The organism is Ferrovibrio terrae, from assembly GCF_943372915.1.
GTDB lineage: Bacteria > Pseudomonadota > Alphaproteobacteria > Ferrovibrionales > Ferrovibrionaceae > Ferrovibrio > Ferrovibrio terrae_A.
Genome location: NZ_CALSAN010000001.1, coordinates 111,437 through 133,917 on the forward strand (window position 1 = coordinate 111,437; position 22,481 = coordinate 133,917).

Here is a 22,481-nt window from a genome sequence, read left to right on the forward strand (position 1 = left end):
GCGGGTTTATCCCGCCGCCGCATGGTCAGGCTCAGCCGATCTTGAAGTTCTTGCTGCGGAATTCCATCGCAAAGGAGGGCGAGGCCTTCCACTGGATGTCCTTGCGCTTGGCGGTGAAGGTGGCGTTCTGGTGCAGCACCGTATAGGCCGGGTCTTCGCGTTCGCAGATTTCCAGCATGCGCTTGAACATGCCCTTGCGCTTGGCCATGTCGGTCTCGACAGCCATTTGGTCCGAGAGCGTGTTCATCTCGTTATTGGACCATTCCTTGACCTGCTGCTGCTGGCCCTGGGGTCCGTGCTGGTTGACGATGGATGAAATCGGATCGGTGAAGGGCGCGCTGTTCGACCAGTCGCGCACGGCCCGGGTACCGTTGTTTTCAAAAATCTGCTGCCAGTTTTCCTTCATCTCGATCTGCACGTTCAGACCGGCCTGACGCCACATCTCGACCAGAATCTGCGCGGTGGCATTCTGGTTGGTGTAATAGTTGTTGATCAGGCGGTAGGGGATCGGATCACCCTTGTAGCCGGCGGCCTTGAGCAGCTCGCGCGCCTTCTGCGGGTTGTATTCCGGCACTGTCCAGCCCTCGACGAACATCGGGCCGTAGAATTCCCACTGCAGGCCGGCCGGGATGCGGGTGCGGCCAGCCCACAGGCTGTCGACGATGGCCTGGCGGTCGATGGCATGGGTGAAGGCCTGACGCACGCGCGCATCGCGCAGCTGCGGATGATGCTTGTCGAAGACCGTGAGGCGATGGTTGTCGATCAGGCCGCCCTTCACCTCGAACTTGGCATTCTTCTCGATACCGGCGATCTGGTCCGGCGGCATGTCGCAGGCGAAATCGAACTGGCCCGACAGCAGGCCGTTGATGCGCGAGGCCACTTCCGGCACCACCATGATGCGCACGGTCTTCAGCGGCGGGCGGCCGCCCCAGTATTCATCATGCGCTTCCAGCACCAGCTCCTGGTCCGGCTTGTAGTCGCGCACCTTGTAGGGACCGGTGGACACCGGCTTGACCGACCAGTCGATCCAGCTCTTGGCCTCTTCGAACCCGCGGCGCGAGATGATCTCGCTGCCATACCGGGCGATGCGGCCCTCCATGGTGACATCCGGTGTGCGGTTGACAAAGCGCACGGTGTATTTGTCGACGATCTCGATCTTTTCCAGCGCCGGCCAGGAGCGCTTGGCCACGGCAGGCACTTCCGGCGGCAGTTCCTTGCCGCGTACGCTGTCGCGCACCATCACATTGGCAAACAGCGTCTTGTTGCTGGTGATGTCGTATTCCGGGCCGAACATCCGTTCCTTGCCGAAGGTGAACACCACGTCCTCGGCCGTCATCTCGTCGCCATTGTGGAACTTCACGCCCTTGCGGAGGGTAAGCTCGACCGTGCGGCCATCGACGCGCTTCCAGCTTTCCGCCAGCGCCGGCACGGCTTCCAGTTCGCTCAGCAGATTGCGGCCAATCAACCCCTCATAGATGAAAGAGAGCGAGCGGGCGCCGACATTGGACTGTTCGCGCAGCGGTTCCAGAGATGCCGAATTGGAAATCTGCTGTACGGCGATGGTGATGCTGGGGCGATTGTCGGACTGGCCGATCGCGAAGCGCGGCAAGGCGAAACTGCCGGCAGCAAGGCCGGAACCGACGAGAAAATGGCGGCGATGGATCTGCATGACTTCCCCTCCGAGGTCGAATCTGAGACCCGGAGGCTAGGAAATGGCGATGACCGATCGGTGACGCCGCCATGACCCGTCGATGAAGCTTGCCGCGCTTCAGCGCATCCACTCAACCTCTGCTCAAGAGGTTGAGTTGAACTCAACCGATGAGATCAGCGCACCAGACGAAAACTACCGCCGGCCTGATCCCATTCGACCAGCCAGGAGCGATCGGTTTCGACACCGTGCCGGCATTCCAGCGTCAGGCGCCAGCACGGCCGGAAACCGTCGCTGGCCGCCGCCTGTACCGACCAGCGCGCGGCAGCCGCGGAAGGCTGGCGATTCTGCCGCACCAGAAAAGCCGTGGCGCCGCGTTTCTCGGCCGCATCCTGCAGGCGCTGGGTGACATGAAAATCAGCATCGCCGATTTCCGCCACCACCGCACCATAGCCAAGCGCATCCAGGCCTTCTTCGGCAGCCCAGCAGCGATCACCGGCGCGCGGCGTGGTGACCACCGTGAGGCGACGATGATCGAGGCCGAGCTGCGCCAATGCCGGCGCATGCAGGCCGGCCCCGGCGGTGACCCAGAGAATCTGCGCCTGCCGGCGGTCGCGCCCGAGCAGGGCGGCGAGGAAACCGCTGACGGTTGCCGCATCGCCAACGATGTCATGCAGCGCGCCGCGGGCAAATTCTTCGAGGATGTCGATCTGCGGAACACCCAGCGTCAGCCCCTGGCTGAAACGGCCGAACTGCCGCAGCAGGCCGGCGCCGAAACGCGACGGGGCGATATAGGAGGCGGAACGCGACTGAACGGACTGAAGCTGGGCGGACTGAAGCTGGGCAGAACGGAACATCGGGCGGGCTCCTGAAGGATCAGAACTGCATATGTTCTACTTCTGATCCGTCTATGGCGCCATATGTTCTTATTCCTATCTCATTTTCGCATTATATCTTGGAAATCCGCCAAATCCGGCATTCAGGCTGCTTTTGCCCGGGCATCGATCCTGGCCAGACGGGCCAGCATGTAGTCCACCTCGGCCCGCGCCTTCGGCCCCAGCGCCGGCCCCGGCTTGCGCTGGGCATCGCTGGCAAGGATGCCGCGCTTCATCATCGTGTATTTGCGCACGGCGAGACCCACCCCCTGCTGCTGTTCGTAGCGCAGCAGCGGCAGATGGGCATCGAACAGGTCATGCGCCGCATCGCGGTTACCCGCCTTCTGGAAGCGCACGACATCGACCAGCATTTCCGGGAAGGCATAGCCGGTCATCGCGCCATCGGCGCCGCGCTCCATCTCGAAGTCGAGAAACAGGCCGCCATTGCCGGTGAGAATCGAAATCTCGCGCATGGAACCATCGGCCTGGAAGCCGCGCAGGGCGGTGATCTTTTCCAGCCCCGGCCAATCTTCATGCTTCAGCATCACGCAGGAGGGATGATCCTGCACGATCTGGCGGATCACCTTGGGCGTCATCTGCACCGACAGCGTGAGCGGATAATCCTGGATCACGAAGGGAATGTCATCGCCGATGGCCTCGATGGCCTGGCGATAATAGCCGGTGATCTGGTCATCGGTGCGCAAAGAGGGGATCGGCGCGATCATCACGCCGGCAGCACCGCGCTCCATGCTGGCGCGCGCCAGCGAACGCATGGCGGCAAAGCCCGGGGCCGAAACGCCGACAATCACCGGCAGGTTTTTCATACCCCTGATGAAACGCGTGGCAATGGCGAGCGATTCTTCCGGCTCCAACTTGGGCGCCTCGCCCATGATGCCGAGCACGGTGACGCCGGTGGCGCCGGCCGCCAGATAGGTCTCGATCAGCCGGTCGGTCGAGGCCTCGTCGATACGGCCATCGGGATGGAAGGCCGTGGGTGCAATCGGATAGACGCCGGCCGCGGTATGATCGAGACGCATGTGGTTTTCTCCCGTGTCGCGGCTGGTGTCTGCCGCGTTGGCACCATCCTGCCATCCGTACCGCGCCGATGGAAATAAAAAGGCGCCGCCATGATCACGCATGGCGGCGCCAGGTCGGACATCTGGGGAGGATGTCCCGGGGGAAAGGTCAGGCCTTGATGAAGTCGAGCAGATCCTTGTTGAGCTGGTCCTTGTGGGTATCGGTCAGGCCATGCGGCGCCCCCGGATAGACCTTCAGCGTGGCAGTCTTGATCAGTTTGGACGCTGCCAGTGCAGCAGCCGCGATCGGCACGATCTGGTCGTCATCGCCATGCAGCACCAGGGTGGGGATATCGAACTTCTTCAGGTCTTCGGTGAAATCGGTTTCCGAGAAGGCCTTGATGCAGTCATAGGTGCTCTTGTGACCAGCCATCATGCCCTGCAGCCAGAAGCTGTCGATCATGCCCTGGCTGGCCTTGGCGCCCGGCCGGTTGAAGCCGAAGAACGGGCCGCTGGCAATATCCTTGTAGAGCTGCGAGCGATCCTTGACCGAGCCGGCGCGGATGCCGTCGAACACCTCGATCGGCAGGCCGCCGGGATTGGCCGCGGTCTTGAGCATCAGCGGCGGAACGGCACTGATCAGGGCCGCCTTGGCCAGACGCTTGGTGCCATGACGGCCGATATAGCGCGCAACCTCGCCGCCGCCGGTGGAGAAGCCGATCAGGATAGCATTCTTGAGGTCCAGAGCCTCGAACACCGCCGCCAGGTCATCGGCATAGGTGTTCATCTCGTTGCCATCCCAGGTCTGGGTCGAGCGGCCGTGGCCGCGACGGTCATGGCCGATGGCGCGATAGCCATTGCTGGCGACATGGAACATCTGCGATTCCCAGCTGTCGGCGCTGAGCGGCCAGCCATGGCTGAACACCACCGGCTGCCCCTTGCCCCAATCCTTGTAGTAAATCTGCACGCCGTCCTTGGTCGTTACATAGCTGCTCATGGTGGTCATTCCTTTTTGTGTGGTGGTCTGGGGTGTTGTGGCAAAGCCGACAGCCGGGAGGCTGGCGACTGCGACGGCACTGGCGACACCGATCAGGATGTCGCGGCGGGAGGCGGCTAGGCCATGATTCGTTGTCTGGTGCGTCATTGCGATAATCCCATGTCGAGGTGGTGGTTAACAAGTCTGTGCGATGACCGAGACTGTGCCCGACAGAATTCCGCCAGGCCATCAGACACAGGGAGTGTCGATTCATATTTTGGTATAGGACGGTAGCTGCAGATGACAGCCGTGTGACTCGCTCAGCCTTGCGATACGACCGGCAGCGTGAAGCTGAAGCGTGCACCACCATCGGCCGCAGCAGCATCGACCCAGATCTGGCCGCCATGGCCTTCGATAATCGAGCGGCAGATGGCCAGGCCCATGCCCATGCCGGCATCCTTGGTGGTGAAGAAACTGTCGAATAGCTGCGCGCGATGGGCATCGGCAATGCCCGGGCCGCTGTCTTCGACTGTGACCTGCATGGTATCGGGCGCTGACAACCGACTGGTCACGGCAATCATGCGGCGCGCCGCACCAGTCTGCGCCATGGCCTGCATGGCATTGAGCAGCAGATTGACCACGACCTGCTGCAGCTGGGTGCGATCCCCCAGTGTCGGCGGCAGATCGCTGGCCAGATCAAGCGACACCATCACCCCCTGCCCCTGCATTTCATGGCGCAAGAACAACAGTGCCTCTTCGATCACCGCCTTGACGGGCAGCGCGGATTTTTCCTGTACCTGGCGCGAAGCCATGCTGCGGATGCGGCTGATGATATCAGCGGCACGCCGCGCATCGGCCACCATGCGGCGCGCCAGCAGATTCACCTCGTCCAGATTGGGCTCGGGCCGCCCCAGCCAGCGCAGGGAGGCTTCGCCATTGGTGGCAATGGCAGCGAGCGGCTGGTTCACCTCATGCGCCAGCGAGGCGGTCAGCTCGCCCAGCATGGAAACGCGCGCGGCATGGGCGAAATCGGCCTGCAGCTTCTGCAGTGCAGCCTGTGCCCGCACCCGTGCGCTGATATCGATCACGCCGACCAGCAGCGTGCCGCGCGCCAGCGATTCCGGTGGGAAGCAGGCGGTGAACAGCACATCGAATTCATGGCCATCCAGCCGGCGCAGCCGGGTTTCGGCAGCATAGTTCGGTTTGCGCGACAGGGCGGCCACCACGCTTTCGGCATAGACCATGCTGCTGGCATCCGGCCAGAACGGCTCAATGCTTTGCAGCAACGCCGCCTTGTCGCCGCCGCCGAACAGCGCCAATGACTGGTCGTTGACGTCGACCACGCGGGTCTGGCGTATCATCTCGCGCACGATATCCGGATTCTCGCTGAAATGGCGGCGCAGATCGGTGATACCGGCCTCACGCAATTTGCGCGTCATCTGGCCGACGGCAGAGAAGTCGAGTTCCCAGAACGAAGCCGCCATGGCCTGGAACAGGTTGCGGTAGCGATATTCGCTGTTACCAAGGGCCTGCTCGGCCTGCTTGCGACCGGTGATGTCATGGCCGGATTCGACAATGGTGGCCGGGCCGCCGGTGCTCGACGGGCGCAGCGACCAGCGCGCGAAAACCTGCCGCTCGTCGCCGCTGACCGTGCGACGGGTGATCTCGCCCTCCCAGCGGCCGGTATCGTGCAACTGCGCCGTGATGCTTTCCAGCGGAACGCCATAGCGGGTGTGCAGCAGCGTGGCGACATCCTGGCCCAGCGCCGCCGCACGATGGAAACCGTAGAGCGCCTCGGACGCCTTGTTCCAGTAGAGGATGCGGCCCTCGAGATCGCGCACAAAAATACTCTCCTGCACAAGGTCGAGCAGATCGGCGCTGTCGGCAAAGGCTTCAGTCATCACAGCCGCAGTCTAGCAAAGTTGCCGCCTGCGGACCATGTCCCATGCCGTGTCAGGCCGCCAGGGCGCGTTCGATGCAGTCGAGCAGCGCCGCAGCCTCGAACGGTTTTTTCAGCAGGCAGATGGCGCCGCTGGCCAGTGCCTTGTCGCGCAGCGCAGGATCGGCACGACCGGTGATCATGATCACCGGCAGAGGAGAGTGGCGCTCGACCAGCAGATGCTTCAGTTCGATCCCGCTGAGGCCCGGCATCTGGATATCGGTGATCAGGCAGGAGGAAGCGTCAATGTCGCCAGAGTTCAGGAAGTCCTCGGCCGAAGCGAAGCCGCTGGCGCGATAACCCAGCGAACGCACCAGGCTGACCAGCGCCAGCCGCAGCGATTCGTCGTCATCGATAATCGAAATGAGGCGGTCGTCCACGCGGCATCCTGACCCTGAGCATGCCTGCGATCTGCCCGGCACCTGATGAAACTCTGCCGGTGACTATAGGATGTCCGGCCGGGGCTGGAATTATACTCTGGTATGACCGCGTAAGTGGTTCAATTCGGCCGCAAATTCAATGCCTCTGCCATGCGGACCAGATCGGCCAGGCTCTGCGCGCCCATCTTGCGCATGGCAGCGCCGCGATGGATTTTCACCGTGATCTCGCTGAGCTTGAGATCACCGGCGACCTGTTTGTTCATCTTGCCGGCGGTGACCAGTGCCATCACCTGCTGTTCGCGCGGGCTCAAGGCGGCAAAGCGCTCCTGCAGGATCAGGGTGGTACGGCCCTGGCTGCGGCGCTGGCGGTCTCTCTCGATGGCCGTCGTCACCGCGTCCAGCATGTCCTGGTCACGGAAGGGCTTGGTGAGGAAATCCACCGCGCCGGCCTTCATCGCCTGCACCGTCATCGGGATATCGCCATGCCCGGTCATCATCACCACCGGCAGCAGCACCTGATGCTCGGCCAGCTGGGCCTGGAAATCGAGGCCGCTCATGCCCGGCAGGCGCACATCCAGCACCAGGCAACCCGGCGCCCCGGCATGCTGCTTGCCATCCAGGAATTCCTGCACCGTCCCGTAGCTGCGGGTCTGCATGCCGACCGAGCGGAAAAGACTGTCCAGTGCATCGCGCAGCGATGCATCGTCTTCGATGATATGGACTATTGCAGTCTCGGCCATGTCCAGGACTCCATCCCCGCTACGCAATCCCTGACGCCAGCGCACTAACAGCAAACGGCTTAGATTTTTTAGCGCCCGATTTCAAGCCCGATGAAGGGCGGGCACCGGCAGTATCCCAATACCCACTTGACGTCATTTCACTAAACTGTACTTATAGTACACTATATAGACGACGCGCCAAGCCTGAAATTTAGGCAGTGGCCGCCTGCAGGAGCGACGCGCAATGAGCGATATCCAGTTCACCGGAACGCAGCGGCCGGTCACGCCGCTGCAACTGCGCGAGCTCTGCGTCAAAAGCAACACACCGGCCCTGATCCGCATCACGGTGCAATACGCCACCATCCTCGGTACCGGCTGGCTGATCTCCATGGCGACAACGGCGGCGGCCTTGTGGTGGGCCGTGCCGCTGATCCTGCTGCAGGCCTATTTCATCGGTTATCAGTTCATGGCGGTGCATGAGACCGCCCATAAAACCGCATTCCGCACGCGCTGGATCAATGCCGTGGTGGGCCAGACATCGGGCGCCCTCATCATGCTGCCCTACGAATATTACACGCTGTTCCACTGGGACCATCACCGCTACACCCAGGACCAGGACAAGGACCCGGAACTGCTGTTCAAGACGGTGCCGCACAACTGGCTGGCGCTGGCCTTCACCTTCTCCGGCACCACGCAGGTGCTGAAGCGTTTTGCCCTGATGCTGCGCCATGCCATCACCGGCAAAGTGACGGCGCCGTGGATTCCCGAGGCCAAGCGCGGCCTGATCGTGCTGGAAGCGCGGCTCTATCTGCTGGTCTATGCCGCGCTGCTGGCCGGCTCACTGGCGCTGCAGACCGCCGTGCTGCTCTGGGCCTGGCTGCTGCCGCTGTTTATCGGCCAGCTGCTGCTGCGGCCCTATCTGCTGTCGGAACATACCGGCTGCGCCACCACCGGCAGCGCGTTTGAGAATACCCGCACCACCTATACCAACGCGGTGATGCACTGGTTTGCCTGGAACATGCCCTATCACGCCGAGCATCACGCCTACCCTTCGGTGCCATTCCACGCCCTGGCGAAACTGAACGCCCTGATCGATGGCCATATCCAGCATAAGGGACAGGGCTATAACCGCGTGGTGCGCGAGGTCTGGGGCCATCTGCGCGCCAAGGCGCTGGGGGCCGCTCACTCGGGCAGCAGCACCGACTCGACCAGCGCACGGGCATGAGCCGGCGTCACTTTGCGCAGGCCGAACAGGAACTGGTAGAACAGCGTGCCGTAGATGCGGTCATACAGCTCGGCCGCTGACACTGAGCGACGGAAGCGGCCGGCATCCTGGCCGCGCTGGATCACCTGGACGCCGATGCCCTTGCGCGCCTTGAGATAGCGGTCGCGGAACAGCGCGCCTGACCCGTTTTTCGCCATGTCTTCGGCGATCACCGCCACCTGCACCTTGCCGAAATCCGTATTCAGCGCCCTGGCATAGGCGGCAGCATGGTCGCGCAGGATACTGAGCGGGTCACCCTGTTCGGGCAGCGGCACCATCACCGCGGCCTGACGCAGGAAGGCATCGATCAGCAGGGCATCACGCGAGGGCCACCATTTGTAGATGGTCATCTTGGAAACCTGCGATTCACGCGCGATGGCATCCACCGTGGTGGCGCTCAGGCCCTGCGATGCAGCGAGGCGATAGGCGGCCTCCAGAATCGCGGTCTCGGTTTCCAGCGAGCGGGGCCGGCCACGGCGTGCCGATGCTTTCGGGATCGCAGCTCTAGGCTTTTTTGTCATAGCATATCGAAGCAACCGGCCGGCATGCTGTCAATTGCCGGTCAGGCCGTGAAGGCGCGCCAGTGCCGTGGCGAAATCAGGCGCCACGCCGTGGCTGTTGATGGCAATCATCAGATTCTCGGCGAGGCCGAAATTTTCGATCATCCAGCCCTGCGCATCCAGCCTGCCATCGCCGGGCGTCCGTTCGGCCAACAACACCGGTGTCTCGCTCCACAGCACCACCGGCTTGCCGAGGGCCTCGGCATAGCCGATTTCCCAGGCCGTGCCCGGATCCATGTTGGGGCCGCGGAACGGCGCGATATTGGCAACCACGGCATCGCAACGCCGGATCAGCGCGACATTGGCATCCTTGATGAACCGCGCCAGCGCCACGCCCTGCACGCCCTCGGGCAGCGCTGTATCCACCGGCGTCAGCGGCTCAAAACCATTGGCCCGGCAGGCCGCGCGCATCGCCTCGAAGCGTGCCGCAGCATCGGGGGCAAACACATCGGGACCGGCCAGATAGAGTTTCATCGACATCACAGGGTCAGGCGCAGTTGCGGGGTCTCGGCCTCTGCACTGTCTTCGGGTGCATCCTCGCCGAGCGATGAGAGTGTGACACCGAGCAGCCGGATGCCCTTCACCACCGGGAACAGCGGCTGCATCAGGGTTTCGACGATCTGTGCGATCTCGGCTTCGGAGCCGACCGCCTGCGGCAGGGTGCGGCTGCGGGTGATCTGCTGGAAATCGGCGAATTTGACTTTCAGTGTTACCGTGCGGCCACGAATGCCGGCCTTCTCGCAATAGCGCCACACCTTGGCGATGATCGGCTGCAGTTCAACCTCGGCCTCACCACTGTTGAACAGATCGTCCGAGAAGGTGTTCTCGGCGCCGACCGATTTGCGCACACGGTCGGGCCGCACCTGGCGATGATCGATGCCGCGGGCAATCCAGTAGTAATGCGTGCCGGCCTTGCCGAAATGCTGCTGCAGGAACGGCAGGCTCTGCGCCCGCAGGTCAAGTCCGGTCTCGATCCCCAGTCCGTTCATCTTGGCCGAGGTGGCCGGCCCGATGCCGTGGAAGCGCCCGACCGGCAGATCCTCGACAAAGCCCGGTCCCATCTTCGGCGTAATCACGAACAGCCCGTCAGGCTTGCGGTGATCGGAGGCCAGCTTGGCAAGGAACTTGTTGTAGGACACACCGGCAGATGCCGTGAGCTGCGTCACCGCCTTGACCCTGGCGCGAATTTCCTCGGCGATCTGCGTGGCCGACTCGATGCCCTTCAAATTCTCGGTGACATCGAGATACGCCTCGTCCAGCGACAGCGGTTCGATCAGCGGTGTGTAGTCGGCAAAAATGTCGCGGATCTGGTGCGAGATCTGGCGATAAACTTCAAAGCGCGGCCGCACGAAGATCAGCTCCGGGCATTTGCGCTTCGCCGTTACCGATGCCATGGCCGAGCGCACGCCGAATTTGCGCGCCTCGTAGCTGGCGGCCGCCACCACGCCGCGCTCGCGCGAGCCGCCGACCGCCACCGGCTTGCCACGCAGCTCCGGATTGTCGCGCTGTTCCACCGAAGCATAGAAGGCATCCATGTCGATATGGATGATCTTGCGCAGGCGCGCCGGATCGGCCGCTTCAGGCGGCGATGTATCCACGGTCTGCTGCTGGGCCTTGTCCATGCAGCGCTATGGATACCGGGTTTGCGCGCCGCGGTCACCGGCTCCGCTGTCGCCTTGATGGATTTGGCGCCACCCTCAGGCCCGGGTGCGGTTGCGCCGCGCTCAGGCCGCGCTTTTCGTAATGCTATTCGAAAGGCGCGGCCTTGCGCTTGCGCTGTCCGATAGAGCCGGGTTGGTCATCCCCGGCAAACAGCGCGCATTTCCTCAACCAGCCTTGGCATACTTGCTGATCAGCTCGACTTTCCGCTTGGCCAGACTTTTGGCCAGATCATGCAGATTGAGCTTGTGTCCCCGCAGCTTGGGGAACATCTCGGCTTCCTCTTCCTTGACATGATGCTTGATGTATTCGCTCAGCACCTTGACCTTGGCGTCATAGAGATGCTCGGCAGGGTCCATGGTCTCGATCTGCTTCACCAGATCCTTGGCCGAAGCATGCTCGACGATGGCCTCATCGACCAGGTCATGCTCGATCTCCTTATGCGCCGGCGGATAGAGCAATTCTTCCTCGATCTGCATATGCACCCGCAGTTCAAGGCAGATTTTCGCCGCGATGCCGGCCTTTTTGGCCTTGCCCTGCGTGTTCTCGAATTCCTCGAACAGGCTTTCGACCTGGCGATGATCCTGCTGCAGCAGGGCGATGGCATCATCGGGGAATTCAGCGACCGCCAGACTGGTCTTCATCTGCTGGGCAGCCCGCACGATCGCCGCCGGCACCTTGCTGGCCGCAGGACGGCGCTGTGATGCCCCACGGGCGGTGGTGCGCGCGGCGGGCTTGCGGCTTGTCGCGGACTTGGTTCGGGCAGCCTTGGTGCGGGTGGTGGTCTTGCGGCGCGTAGTGGCGGATTTCGCGGCCTTCTTGGCGCGCGGGGCCGTGCGGGCTTTGGTCGTTGTCTTGGCCATGGGGCAAATCTCCCTGATTTGTGTTGTCTGGACTCTGCTGGTGGGACCACAAACCCTTGTGCCCGCGATTAAGTTCCGCCTTGAACGCCTGACCGATTGCCATTCCGTTGCCGACAGGCCAATAAGAGGCGATGTCGAATCCCGCTCCAGCACACCGCGTCGCCATTATCGGCGGCGGACCGGCCGGCCTGATGGCCGCCGAAGTGATTGCCGCCGCGCATGCCGACGCAAGCGTGACCGTGTTCGATCGCATGCCCAGCCCGGCGCGCAAGCTGTTGATGGCCGGTCGCGGCGGCCTGAACATCACCCATTCCGAGCCGGCCGAGCGGTTCCGCAGCCGCTATGGCGCGGCCAGCGGCTGGATGGCGGCTCATCTGGATGCCTTTCCGGCTGCTGCCCTGGTGGCCTGGTGCGAGGCGCTCGGTCAGCCGACCTTCATTGGCAGCAGCGGCCGCGTCTTTCCCAAAGCCATGAAGGCCAGCCCGCTGCTGCGCGCCTGGCTGTCGCGGCTCACCGAACTTGGCGTGCGCCTGGTGCCGCGCGCGCAATGGACCGGCTGGACCGCCGATGGCGCGCTGACATTCCTCGACGGCACGACCGTGAGGACAGATGCCACAGTACTGGCCCTCGGCGGCGCTTCCTGGCCAAGGCTGGGTGCCGATGGCAGCTGGACCGCCCTGATGCCCGAACTTGCCATCACGCCGCTGCAGCCGGCCAATTGCGGTTTCACGGTCGCATGGTCGGCGCCGTTCCGGGAGCGTCACGCCGGCGCACCGCTGAAACGCATTGCGCTGTCCTTTGCCGGTCAGACGGTGCGCGGCGAAGCGGTGATCACCGCTCAGGGCATCGAGGGTGGCGCCGTCTACGCGCTATCCGCGCTGTTGCGCGAGGCAATCAACCGCGATGGCAGCGCCCGGCTGCAGATCGACCTGCGGCCGGACCTGACGACAGAAGCGCTGGCCGCGCTGCTGGCTGAATCGCGCCGCGGGGCCTCGCTGTCGAATTTCCTGCGCAAGCGCATCAACCTGCCGCCGGTGGCCATCGGCCTGGTGCAGGAAGCGCTGCATGCGGGCGACAGCGCGACACCGCTTGTCATGCTGATCAAGGCTATGCCCGTGCAGTTGCTGGCGCCGTCCGGTCTTGAGCGTGCGATCTCCACCGCCGGCGGCATCGCCCTGGACGAACTGGATGACCGCCTGATGCTGAAACGCCGGCCCGGTGTCTTCGTCGCCGGCGAGATGCTGGACTGGGAAGCCCCCACCGGCGGCTACCTGCTGCAGGGCTGCATGGCCACCGGCGTGGTGGCCGGCCAGGGCGTGGTCGACTGGCTGCAGTCCCGGCAGGCCGGCTAGAAAAACCTAGTGCCGGTGGCCCGGTGCGGAATGGCGCGCCGGCTGCCGCTGTGTGTAGCCGCGCTCGACATCATAGCGGGTGATCTGCTCCGGCCGCAGCACCGCCCGCGTTTCCATATGGGCCAGGATATGCACGGCACGCAGCTCCCCATTCAGCCGGCCGATCTCGTTCAGCGTGGCAACAATGTCAAGCTGCTGGGCCGTGCCGGCGGCAAAGGCAGCATCGAGCCGGCCTTCGGCTGCAATGATCTGCGCGCCCAGGGCTTTGGCCTGGCTGCTCATTTCGCCCTGCAGGGCAGATAGCCGCACACGCTGCTCAGGCGTCAAATCCAGCAGTTGCTCCATCTCCAGCACATGCAGCGGCCCCGGATAGCTGTTCAGCTCTGCCGACAGAGAAAGTCCCATGCCACGGCCCTCGCGCAGCTGGGTGATCTGGTCATCCGACAGCGCCTTAATCGGTCGCGCCGTCATGCCGGCATAGCCACTCATATGCTGATGCTGGGCATGGGCGGTGGTGCTGAAGACGGCCAGCACTGCGGCAATCGCGACGAGTTTCACAGAATCAGACATCGGGGCCTCCAGGATTGCTGTGGCCTCAGCATAAAACCTTCCCACGCGGGAGGCTCAAGCCGAAGATGCCTCAGGACAGGCCTTCGCGGATTGAGGCGAGCAGCCGGCGGATACGGCCGAAGTGGCCCGCCTCGGCAGAGCCGGCAGGCTGCGGCAGGCCTTCGTCATGCACCGTGACAAGCTTGCCGCCCTCGCGTTCCAGATAGAGCTTGCGGGAATGCAGGGCATCGAAGCCGGCATGATGGCTGAGGGTCAAAATGGTTGCATCAGGCAGCTCGGTGAAGAGGGTCTGCAGCAGGGCCAGTTCGTCCTCAGCTTCGAGAAATTCGGTAGCATGGGCCAGGAAGATCCATTGCGGGCGCCGGAGCAGCAGGTTGGCGCAGGCGAGGCGCTGCTGCTCGGCCGGCGACAGCAGATGATCCCAGGCTTCGACCGCATCGAGGCGGCCTTCCAGCTGGGTCAGCCCCACCTTGCGCAGCGCGGTATTGCAGGCGTCATCCGCCAGAGTCGCCGCCTCTGCCGGATAGGCCAGGATCGTGCGCAGGGTTTCATGCGGCAGGTAAGGACGGGCAGGCATGAACACGATCGTGGCATTGTCAGGCAGTTCGATTGTGCCTGAACCCCAGAGCCAGATGCCGGTCACCGCCTTGAACAGCATCAACCCGACCTCGCTGTCGCCGGTGATCAGCACACGCTCGCCGGGCTGGATTTCGGCACTGATCCCGGAAGCGAGCACGCCATTCATCGGGCTGGCAATGGCCAGGTCGCGGATGCTCAGCGAAGGCCCGGCGGTTGCACTGATCTGGATGCCGTCCTCGCCGCGCAGTGCGATCTGGCGTTTCAGATTATCGACGGCATCCTGCAGGGCGAGCACACGCTCCACCGAAGCATGCCATTCCGCCAGGCGGGCAAAGTTATCCACGGGCCAGGACAGCGCCGCGGTCATCTGCTGAAAGGCCTGTCCGGTCTGCATCAGTGCGCCCAGGGTGATGGTACCCGCCAAATAGCGCGGACTGGCGACCAAGATCGGAAACATCGTTGCCAAAACACTGTAGGCCGAGGAGAACAGCATCAGGCTGCGCAGGCCGATGGTCTGTTCATCCCAGATGGTGCGGATCGCCTTGAACAGGCGTTGCAGACGCTGGCGCTCGTTGGGCTCGCGCTGCACCAGTGCAATCGCTTCGGCATTTTCGCGCGCCTCGGCCAGCGCAAAGCGGAAATCGGCTTCCGTCGTCTGCCGGTTATTGGCCACGGCCATCAGCTGTCCGCCGACCAGGAAGGCCAGCACCGACCCGGCCCCGGCATACAGGAAGGCCAGCCAGACCATGTGGCCGTATACCGGAATGGTGACGTCCTGCAGCGTGACATGCAGCACGCCGGACAGCGACCACAGAATGCCGAAGAAACTGAACAGTAACAGCAGGCAGTAAAAAGCCGAATGCACAAGATCGATGGCGGCTTCAGTGGCAATCCGGATATCATCGGCGATGCGCGCATCCGGATTGTCATGGCTGCCGGGCAGCAGCGAGATCTGATAGTGATGCGCCTCCGCCATCCAGTCCTGCACGACATGGCTGGTTAGCCATTCGCGCCAGCCCAGCTGCAGATTCCGCTTCACCTGCAGATGCACCATGTTGACCACCATGATGCCGAGGATCAGGGCGGCGAAGATGCCGACCTGGTACAGGAAGCGATCGGAGGCATGGCGCTCGAGTGCATCGAACAGGTCCGCATTCCACAGATTGAGCCGGATGACCAGCGCGACCTGGGCGACGCCGAGCAGCAGCATGACGGCCAGCTGAATCCGCGCCCGCCATTTCAAGTCACCAGAAAAATATCCGCGCGACAGCAGCAAAAAGCGGCCGAGCACGGGTTTGGGCATCGCAGTACGCAGGCTGCTCATGACGGGGGCTGGGGGAGATCAGGTGGAAGGATTGCAACCATGGGCCACAATCCTAGCAGCGGCAACGTCATTACCCTTAATCCAGATCAAAGACCGGCCCCTGCCTGCATACAATCCGGCCCGCCAATGACCTCTACGTAATTCCCCTTAGGTATAAGACCCAAATGTCCCGCAAGGCTTTTTGCCAGTACTCATTGGCCCAACACAGTCGGCAAGTGGGAGAAAACCATGGCAAATGTTCACGCGGTTATGCAGTCCGGTCAGCGGGCCCATCCTGCGCTCCTGGCCCGCCCCGCTGCCCAGCCCGCGCGCCGGCCAGCATCTGTTCCCGACCTCACGCCGGGCGCTGTCGTTCCTCTGCCCGGCGCCGCCGACCTGCTGCAGCGCATCGGTCGGCCGATCCAGGCCCAGCGCGGGACCGCGGTTCTGGAGACCGGCGATGCGAATACCCATGTCTACAAGGTGACCGAGGGCATCCTGCGCGTGGTGCGCATCCTGCCGGATGGCCGCCGTCATATCGCGCATTTCCTCAAGCCGGGCGATTTCTTCGGCTTCTCGGAAGCCGCCGAACATGATTGCAGCGTGGAGGCGATCACCGACTGCGTGCTGACCCGCTATCCCCGTAAGGACTTCGACGCCGTAATCGAATCAGATCCCGCCGCCGGCCGGCAGCTGTTCCGCCTGATGTGCCGTCAGCTTGAGGCCAGCAACCGCATGCTGCTGCTGCTCGGCCGCAAGACCGCCGTCGAACGCATGGCGAGCTTCCTCCTGTCATTCGCGACGGGGCAGCAGGCGCGCGGCATACAGGTGTTTCTGCCGATGAGCCGTGGCGATATTGCCGATCATCTCGGCCTCACCATCGAGACGGTCAGCCGCACGATCTCAAAATTCCGCCAGCAGCGCTGGATCAGCCTGGTCGACAGTCACACGATCCTGGTCACGGCGCCGCAAACCCTGGAAGATCTCGCCGCCGACTGAGCACCACGGCGGTCACAGTTCCCCCGCGCTGCCTTTCCCTGTGGCAGCAACCTAGGCCGGCAATGTTACTGCCGGCCTTTTTTTCGATGATAAAACCAACGATAAGGCGTTGCGCGTCAGGCGCGCGCGAGCATCTGCTCGATGGCGCTGAACAGGCGGCTGTGCGGCAGCGGCTTGTCGAGCAGGATCACCTGACCCAGTGCGGCGGCCTGGGCTTCGATATGGCTGTCGCGACGACCGGTGATCAGGATGGCCGGCATTGTTTCGCCGCGCTGGCGTAGAACACCCAGCAGATCAAGCCCGGTCATACCCGGCATATGCACATCGACAATCATGCAGCAGTCGCCCAAGTCCGGATTCTCGGCCAGAAACTGATCGCCCGACTCGAAATCGCGCACCCGGTACTGCCGCACTTCCAGAAGCACCTTCAGGGAGTCGCGCACCACGTCATCATCATCGATGACATAGATGATCTGTCCGGTTTCACCGCTCATGGCATATTTTTGCTGCCTGATTCAGGCCGGCACAAGTAAGGGGATTCACCTAAGGGTTCGTGCCCTCTTTTTCATCACCGGCCAGGCCGGCCCCCAGAGCCATGCGCACCAGATGCGACAGACTTTCGGCACCCATCTTTTTCATCACGTTGGCGCGATGAATTTCCACGGTTCGCGGACTGATGCTCAGATGGAAGGCGATAATCTTGTTGGGGTTGCCGATGATCAGCTGCCGCAGCACATCACGCTCGCGCCCCGTAAGAGTATCGAGTCGCGCCTTTATATCACTCTGGTCCAGCTGGCCCAGCGCGCCGGCCCGCGCACTGTCGAGCCCACGACGCACGGCATCCAGCAGCGTGGCATTGGTGTAGGGTTTTTCGATGAAGTCGATGGCACCCGCCTTCATGGCGCGTACCGCAAGCGGGACATCGCCATGACCGGTGACAACCACGGCAGGCAGCATCAACCCCTTGCTGCGCAGGTGTTCCAGCAGGGTGAGGCCATCCATGCCGGGCATGCGCAGATCGATGATGGCGCAGCCCACCGGCACCGGCTTGTAGCTGAGCAGGAAGGCTTCCGCCGAGGCGAAGCCGATCACCGTCAGCCCCTGGGTTTCCAGCACGGCCGAGAGCGATTCGCGCACGGCCTCATCGTCGTCGACGATGAACACTGTATCGCCGCTCATGATGCCGCCCCGGCCTTGGCGGTGACTGGCAGGCGAAAGCGGAAGATGGTGCCGCCACCGGGATTGGCTTCGGCCCAGAGCTGGCCGTCATGGGCCTCGACGATAGACCGGCTGATCGACAGGCCGATGCCCATGCCATCCTTCTTGGTGGTCAGGAAAGGCGTGAACAGTTTCTCGGCGATGGCGGGGGCGAGACCGGGTCCGGTGTCGCAAACCGAAACCTCCTGGCTGTCGGCATCGCTGCGCGTGCGGATGGTGAGCTCGCGCCGCTCCACCTCGCGCAGCACCTCGACGGCATTGCGCACCAGATTCACCACCACCTGCTGGATCTGGATCTTGTCGATGCTGATGGGCGGCAAGGTATCGTCCAGATCGAAATTCATCCGGATGCCCTCGACCCGCACGCCGATGGCAGCGAGATTGCTGGCATCGAGCACCACCTTGTTCAGTTCCTCCAGGCTGCGCTCCACCGGGCCCTTCTCGACGAAGCTGCGCAGGCGGCGGATAATCTGGCCGGCACGTTCGGCCTGTTCGACTGTCTTGCCGAGGAATTCCTTCACCTTCGGCAGGCTGCGTTCACCGGAGAGTTCGACCATTTGCCGCGCCGCTTCAGCATAATTCATGATCGCCGTCAGTGGCTGGTTCAGTTCATGGGCCAGCGACGACGACAGCTGCCCCATCGCACTCAGGCGCGAGATATGCACCAGCTCGGCGGTCAGTTCGCGCACCTGCCGTTCTGACTGGTGCCGCTCGGTGATATCGCGGATCACGCCGATGAAGCCGCGGCTGTTGCCACTGCGCATTTCGCCGATGGAAAGATCGATCGGAAAGACCGTGCCGCTCTTGTGCAGGGCCTGAACCTCGCGGCCTGTGCCAATGATCTTCGCCTTGCCGGTCTGGATATAGCTGCGCAGATAGCCGTCATGCTCGCCGTGATACGGCTCGGGCATCAGCATATGGACATTGCGGCCGATCACCTCATGGGCGTGATAGCCGAAGATGCGCTCGGCTGCCCGGTTGAACATCTCGACCCTGCCCTGCGCATCGATGGCGATGATGGCGTCATGGGCATTGTCGATCACCGCACGGAACCGTTCGGCCGCCTGCCGTTCGGCGCGGATCGTTTCGCGATAGGCAAGACCGAAAGCCAGCACCAGAGCCGCCGTGACTCCAAGCCCGATGGCAAGCCACAGCCAGGATGCCGTGGATTCATACACCACGATGGACAGCAGCAAGCCCACCGCGGCAATTATTAGTATTATCAATGGTTTAAGCCATTGCCGCGTCATCGTCGCCTGCTCACCCGGAAAACATCCACTCTTCTATATACTCTGGCTGCAGGCCGGACCGCCCGTCCCGCCCTTGATGCGGATCAAATCCTGAATCGTCTTTACGCGCTAGAAACTTAGCAGAATGATGGCTGCCTCGCAGCAGCCATTCCACCCTGCCTTCAACCCTTATCGGCCATGCTCAAGCTCAAGCGGATCGCCATCGACACGCATCGTGAAAGTATCGCCTATCTGAGCCGGCGTTGCCCGGATTATCGGGCCGAGGAATTCCAGGCGCTGGGCAAGATCGAGGTCAAGGCCGGTGGCGCCCGCCTGCCGGCGACACTCAACATCGTCGATGACCCCGATCTGCTGGCGCCCGATGAGATCGGCCTGTCGGAAGCTGCCTTCGATGCCTTCGGCCATCCGGCAGGCACGCCGGCCTCGATCGAACATCCCAAGCCGGCGGAAAGCCTGGAGGCGGTGCGCGCCAAGATCCTCGGGCGCGAGCTGAACCGCGAGCAGTATGCCGCGATCATCGGCGACATCGCCGCCCTGCGCTACAGCAAGATGGAGGTTGCCGCCTTCCTGGTCGGCTGCGCCGGGTTCATGACGATTGCAGAAGTGCTGAGCCTGACCCAGGCCATGGCCGGGGTCGGCAAGCATCTGGACTGGGGCCGCCGCCTGGTGGTCGACAAGCATTGCATCGGCGGCATTCCAGGAAACCGCACCTCGATGATCGTGGTGCCCATCGTCGTCGCCCATGGCCTGACGATTCCGAAAACCTCGTCGCGCGCCATCACCTCGCCGGCCGGCACCGCCGATACGATGGAGGTTTTGGCCCGGGTCGATATCGGCACCGACGAGATGCGCGCCATCGTCGACAAGGTGGGCGGCTGCCTGGTCTGGGGTGGCCGGGTCAATCTCTCGCCGGCCGATGACGTACTCATCACGGTGGAACGGCCGCTGCGCATCGACACGCGCGAGCAGATGGTGGCCTCGATCCTGTCGAAAAAACTCACTGCCGGCGCCAGCCACCTGGTGCTCGACATCCCGGTGGGACCGACGGCAAAGGTGCGCAATGCCACTGAGGCCGCCCATCTGCGCAAGATGTTTGAGTATGTCGGCGGCAAGCTGGGCCTCAGCCTGGACATCCGCCTGACCGATGGCAGCCAGCCGATCGGCTATGGCGTGGGCCCGGTGCTGGAAGCCCGCGATGTGATGGCGGTGCTGCGCAACGATGCCGCGGCGCCAGACGACCTGCGCGAACGCGCCCTGCTGCTGGCCGGCGCCCTGATCGAAGCCGATATTTCGGTGAAAGGCGGCCAGGGCATCCACCGGGCCCGCGAACTGCTGGAAAGCGGCGCCGCCATGCGGGCGATGGAAGAAATCATCCTGGCCCAGGGTGCGCACAATACGCCACTGACCCCAAGTCCATCCGGACATGAGGTGACGGCAAGCTGCGACGGTGTCGTGCAGAGCATCGACTGCCTGCGCATCGCCCGCGTCGCCCGCATGGCCGGCGCGCCCGCCTTCAAGAGCGCCGGTGTCGACCTGCTGCGCAAGGTGGGCGATCCGGTGCGCCAGCGTGAGCCGCTCTATCGCATCCATGCCACATTGCCGACCGACCTGGGCTTCGCCGCCGATCTGGCCGGCCAGGACAGCGGCTATGTGATCACCCGAGGCAAGTCATGATCCCGATCCAGCTGACCTTCCATGGTGCCGCCGGCACGGTGACCGGCTCCTGCTACCGGCTGGATATCGGCGACCGCCATGTGCTGGTCGATTGCGGCATGTTCCAGGGCGACAAGACGATCAAGCAGCTGAACTACCAGCCCTGGCCGTTTGATCCGCGCCGCATCGCCGCCGTGCTGGTGACCCATGCCCATATCGACCATAGCGGCCTGCTGCCCAAGCTGGTCAAGGCCGGCTATGCCGGGCCGATCTATGCCACGCCCGGCACAGCCGACCTACTGCAGTTCATGCTGCCTGATTCCGGCAGCATCCAGGAAATGGAAGTGGAACGCCTGAACCGCCGCAACCAGCGGCGCGGTGGCGGCATCGTGCAGCCGATCTACACCGAGCAGGATGCGCAGGATTGCCTGCGCCTGCTGGCGGCACGCGACTTCGGCAGCTGGTTCGATGTCGCACAGGGCCTGCGCGCCCGTTTCTGGAATGCCGGCCATATCCTGGGCGCGGCCTCCATCGAACTGGAGGTGGAAGCCGGCGGCACCAGGCCGCTGCGCCTGCTGTTCTCCGGCGATATCGGCCCGGAGCACAAGGCCCTGCAGCAGGAAGCGATGGCGCCGAGCGATCTTGACATCGTGGTGATGGAATCGACCTATGGCGGGCGACCGCGGCCCAAGCTGGATGACCGCCAGCGCCGCGCCGTGCTGGCCGAGGAAGTGACGGCAGCGCTGACCGCCGGCGGCAATCTGGTGATTCCAGCCTTTGCGGTGGAACGCACCCAGGAGCTGCTGGCCGACCTGACCAGGCTGATCGCCGATGGCACCATCAAACGCGTGCCGATCTTTGTCGATTCCCCGCTGGCCACCCGCATCACCAGCGTATTTTCCAAATACCTGCATCAGGAGAATGGCATCAAGGCCGGTGCCGCGCGGCCCTTCGATGGCGGCAACCTGCGCTTCACCCGCACCGTGCAGGAAAGCATGCAGATCGAGCAGGTGACCGGCGGCGCCATCATCATCGCCGCCTCGGGCATGTGCGAGGCCGGCCGCATCCGCCATCACCTGAAGAACAACCTGTGGCGCTCCAATGCCACCATCCTGCTGATCGGCTATCAGGCGCCGGGTACGCTGGGCGCGCTGCTGGAGAAAGGCGAACGGGTCGTGCGCATCCAGGGCGATGAAGTGGCCGTGCGCGCCCATATCCGCAAGCTGGAGATCTATTCCGGCCATGCCGATCATGAAGAGCTGCTGGACTGGCTGACCAACCGGCTGCCGATCCATGGCAGCCTGATGCTGACCCATGGCGAACCCGATGCCATCGGCGCACTGCATGCCTCGATTGCCCTGTGGCGCGAACGTGCCCCGCAGGTGATCGTGCCGAAGCTGGATGAGACCTACAGCCTGGCCAAGGCACAGCCCCGGCTGATGAAAGCGAAGCCGCAGTCGCGTCGCCTGGATCGCTATGCGGAAACCGAGGCGATCTCAGGCCATGACTGGCATAATGATTACGCCCGCCTGATGCTGCAGGTGCAGCATCAGCTGCGCACCGCAAAATCCGATCTCGACCGCCGTCGCCTGCTGAAGAAGATGCAGCGCATCCTGGGGCGCGGCGCCGGCACCGACTAGGCCGGCAACAGCGCGAGC

At 63.5% G+C, this 22,481-nt stretch carries 21 protein-coding genes; 5 read left to right on the plus strand and 16 right to left on the minus strand.

All coding sequences use genetic code 11. The annotated features are described in order from the left end of the window. Nucleotides 1-31: 31 nt before the first annotated feature. From AAG821_RS00575 to AAG821_RS00605, 7 genes are all read right to left on the minus strand, one after another. Nucleotides 32-1,669 carry an ABC transporter substrate-binding protein gene (locus AAG821_RS00575; protein WP_341909039.1) on the minus strand — a complete coding sequence of 546 codons (1,638 nt, stop codon included), beginning with the start codon at nt 1,667-1,669 and terminating at the stop codon, nt 32-34. Nucleotides 1,670-1,824: 155 nt separating this feature from the next. Further along, nucleotides 1,825-2,505 carry a hypothetical protein gene (locus tag AAG821_RS00580; RefSeq protein WP_341909037.1) on the minus strand — a complete coding sequence of 227 codons (681 nt, stop codon included), beginning with the start codon at nt 2,503-2,505 and terminating at the stop codon, nt 1,825-1,827. Between the two features lie 122 nt (nt 2,506-2,627). Then, a complete protein-coding gene (locus AAG821_RS00585) occupies nt 2,628-3,560 on the minus strand; it encodes a dihydrodipicolinate synthase family protein (protein WP_341909035.1) in 933 nt (310 codons plus the stop codon). A 148-nt stretch (nt 3,561-3,708) separates the two neighbouring features. Further along, entirely contained in the window at nt 3,709-4,536 is an 828-nt protein-coding gene (locus AAG821_RS00590; RefSeq protein WP_341909241.1) for an alpha/beta hydrolase, read from the minus strand. A gap of 299 nt (nt 4,537-4,835) precedes the next feature. Then, the gene (locus AAG821_RS00595; RefSeq protein WP_341909033.1) at nt 4,836-6,416 is read right to left on the minus strand and encodes an ATP-binding protein; all 1,581 of its coding nucleotides are present in this window, start codon (nt 6,414-6,416) and stop codon (nt 4,836-4,838) included. Between the two features lie 52 nt (nt 6,417-6,468). After that, nucleotides 6,469-6,834 carry a response regulator gene (locus AAG821_RS00600; protein ID WP_341909031.1) on the minus strand — a complete coding sequence of 122 codons (366 nt, stop codon included), beginning with the start codon at nt 6,832-6,834 and terminating at the stop codon, nt 6,469-6,471. A gap of 119 nt (nt 6,835-6,953) precedes the next feature. Then, nucleotides 6,954-7,574, minus strand: a complete 621-nt coding sequence (locus AAG821_RS00605) for a response regulator transcription factor (protein WP_341909029.1) — start codon at nt 7,572-7,574, stop codon at nt 6,954-6,956. 223 nt (nt 7,575-7,797) lie between these two features. Here AAG821_RS00605 and AAG821_RS00610 point away from each other — a divergent pair, with 223 nt between their 5' ends. Next, nucleotides 7,798-8,778: a fatty acid desaturase gene (locus AAG821_RS00610; protein ID WP_341909027.1), complete on the plus strand. Its 981-nt coding sequence runs from the start codon at nt 7,798-7,800 to the stop codon at nt 8,776-8,778. On the opposite strand, the gene AAG821_RS00615 is transcribed toward AAG821_RS00610, so the two are convergent. The 4 genes from AAG821_RS00615 to AAG821_RS00630 form a co-directional block, all read right to left on the minus strand. Then, a complete protein-coding gene (locus tag AAG821_RS00615; protein WP_341909025.1) occupies nt 8,736-9,338 on the minus strand; it encodes a TetR/AcrR family transcriptional regulator in 603 nt (200 codons plus the stop codon). The two genes, AAG821_RS00610 and AAG821_RS00615, sit on opposite strands and share 43 nt — an antisense overlap. A gap of 30 nt (nt 9,339-9,368) precedes the next feature. Beyond that, nucleotides 9,369-9,857, minus strand: a complete 489-nt coding sequence (locus AAG821_RS00620) for a nucleoside 2-deoxyribosyltransferase (RefSeq protein ID WP_341909023.1) — start codon at nt 9,855-9,857, stop codon at nt 9,369-9,371. Further along, on the minus strand, nt 9,857-10,912 hold the full coding sequence (gene dinB, locus AAG821_RS00625; RefSeq protein WP_341909239.1) for a DNA polymerase IV: 1,056 nt from the start codon (nt 10,910-10,912) through the stop codon (nt 9,857-9,859). Before dinB ends, AAG821_RS00620 begins: the two co-directional genes overlap by 1 nt. Before the next feature lie 291 nt (nt 10,913-11,203). Continuing rightward, nucleotides 11,204-11,899: a hemerythrin domain-containing protein gene (locus tag AAG821_RS00630; RefSeq protein WP_341909020.1), complete on the minus strand. Its 696-nt coding sequence runs from the start codon at nt 11,897-11,899 to the stop codon at nt 11,204-11,206. A 131-nt stretch (nt 11,900-12,030) separates the two neighbouring features. On the opposite strand from AAG821_RS00630, the gene AAG821_RS00635 reads away from it, so the two are divergent. After that, nucleotides 12,031-13,251 (plus strand): TIGR03862 family flavoprotein, encoded by a 1,221-nt coding sequence (locus tag AAG821_RS00635; protein WP_341909018.1) that lies wholly within the window; start codon nt 12,031-12,033, stop codon nt 13,249-13,251. A 6-nt stretch (nt 13,252-13,257) separates the two neighbouring features. Here AAG821_RS00635 and AAG821_RS00640 read toward each other — a convergent pair whose 3' ends face one another. Next, the gene (locus tag AAG821_RS00640) at nt 13,258-13,821 is read right to left on the minus strand and encodes a periplasmic heavy metal sensor (RefSeq protein ID WP_341909016.1); all 564 of its coding nucleotides are present in this window, start codon (nt 13,819-13,821) and stop codon (nt 13,258-13,260) included. A 70-nt stretch (nt 13,822-13,891) separates the two neighbouring features. Further along, nucleotides 13,892-15,724, minus strand: a complete 1,833-nt coding sequence (locus tag AAG821_RS00645; RefSeq protein ID WP_341909015.1) for an ABC transporter ATP-binding protein/permease — start codon at nt 15,722-15,724, stop codon at nt 13,892-13,894. Between the two features lie 228 nt (nt 15,725-15,952). On the opposite strand from AAG821_RS00645, the gene AAG821_RS00650 reads away from it, so the two are divergent. After that, entirely contained in the window at nt 15,953-16,702 is a 750-nt protein-coding gene (locus AAG821_RS00650) for a cyclic nucleotide-binding domain-containing protein (RefSeq protein ID WP_341909013.1), read from the plus strand. Nucleotides 16,703-16,818: 116 nt separating this feature from the next. Here the strand turns inward: AAG821_RS00650 and AAG821_RS00655 are convergent, their stop codons facing one another. Genes AAG821_RS00655 through AAG821_RS00665 form a run of 3 tightly spaced genes read right to left on the minus strand, consistent with a single transcriptional unit; the run spans nt 16,819 to nt 19,122 of the window. After that, the gene (locus AAG821_RS00655; protein ID WP_341909012.1) at nt 16,819-17,196 is read right to left on the minus strand and encodes a response regulator; all 378 of its coding nucleotides are present in this window, start codon (nt 17,194-17,196) and stop codon (nt 16,819-16,821) included. A gap of 49 nt (nt 17,197-17,245) precedes the next feature. Continuing rightward, nucleotides 17,246-17,881: a response regulator FixJ gene (fixJ, locus tag AAG821_RS00660; RefSeq protein WP_341909011.1), complete on the minus strand. Its 636-nt coding sequence runs from the start codon at nt 17,879-17,881 to the stop codon at nt 17,246-17,248. Further along, nucleotides 17,878-19,122, minus strand: a complete 1,245-nt coding sequence (locus AAG821_RS00665; protein WP_341909009.1) for a PAS domain S-box protein — start codon at nt 19,120-19,122, stop codon at nt 17,878-17,880. The genes fixJ and AAG821_RS00665 overlap by 4 nt, the downstream gene beginning before the upstream one ends. 225 nt (nt 19,123-19,347) lie before the next feature. Here AAG821_RS00665 and AAG821_RS00670 point away from each other — a divergent pair, with 225 nt between their 5' ends. Beyond that, nucleotides 19,348-20,844, plus strand: a complete 1,497-nt coding sequence (locus AAG821_RS00670; protein WP_341909007.1) for a thymidine phosphorylase family protein — start codon at nt 19,348-19,350, stop codon at nt 20,842-20,844. Continuing rightward, complete coding sequence (locus AAG821_RS00675; protein ID WP_341909006.1) at nt 20,841-22,463, plus strand: MBL fold metallo-hydrolase; 1,623 nt, start codon at nt 20,841-20,843, stop codon at nt 22,461-22,463. The genes AAG821_RS00670 and AAG821_RS00675 overlap by 4 nt, the downstream gene beginning before the upstream one ends. Nucleotides 22,464-22,481: the final 18 nt, after the last annotated feature.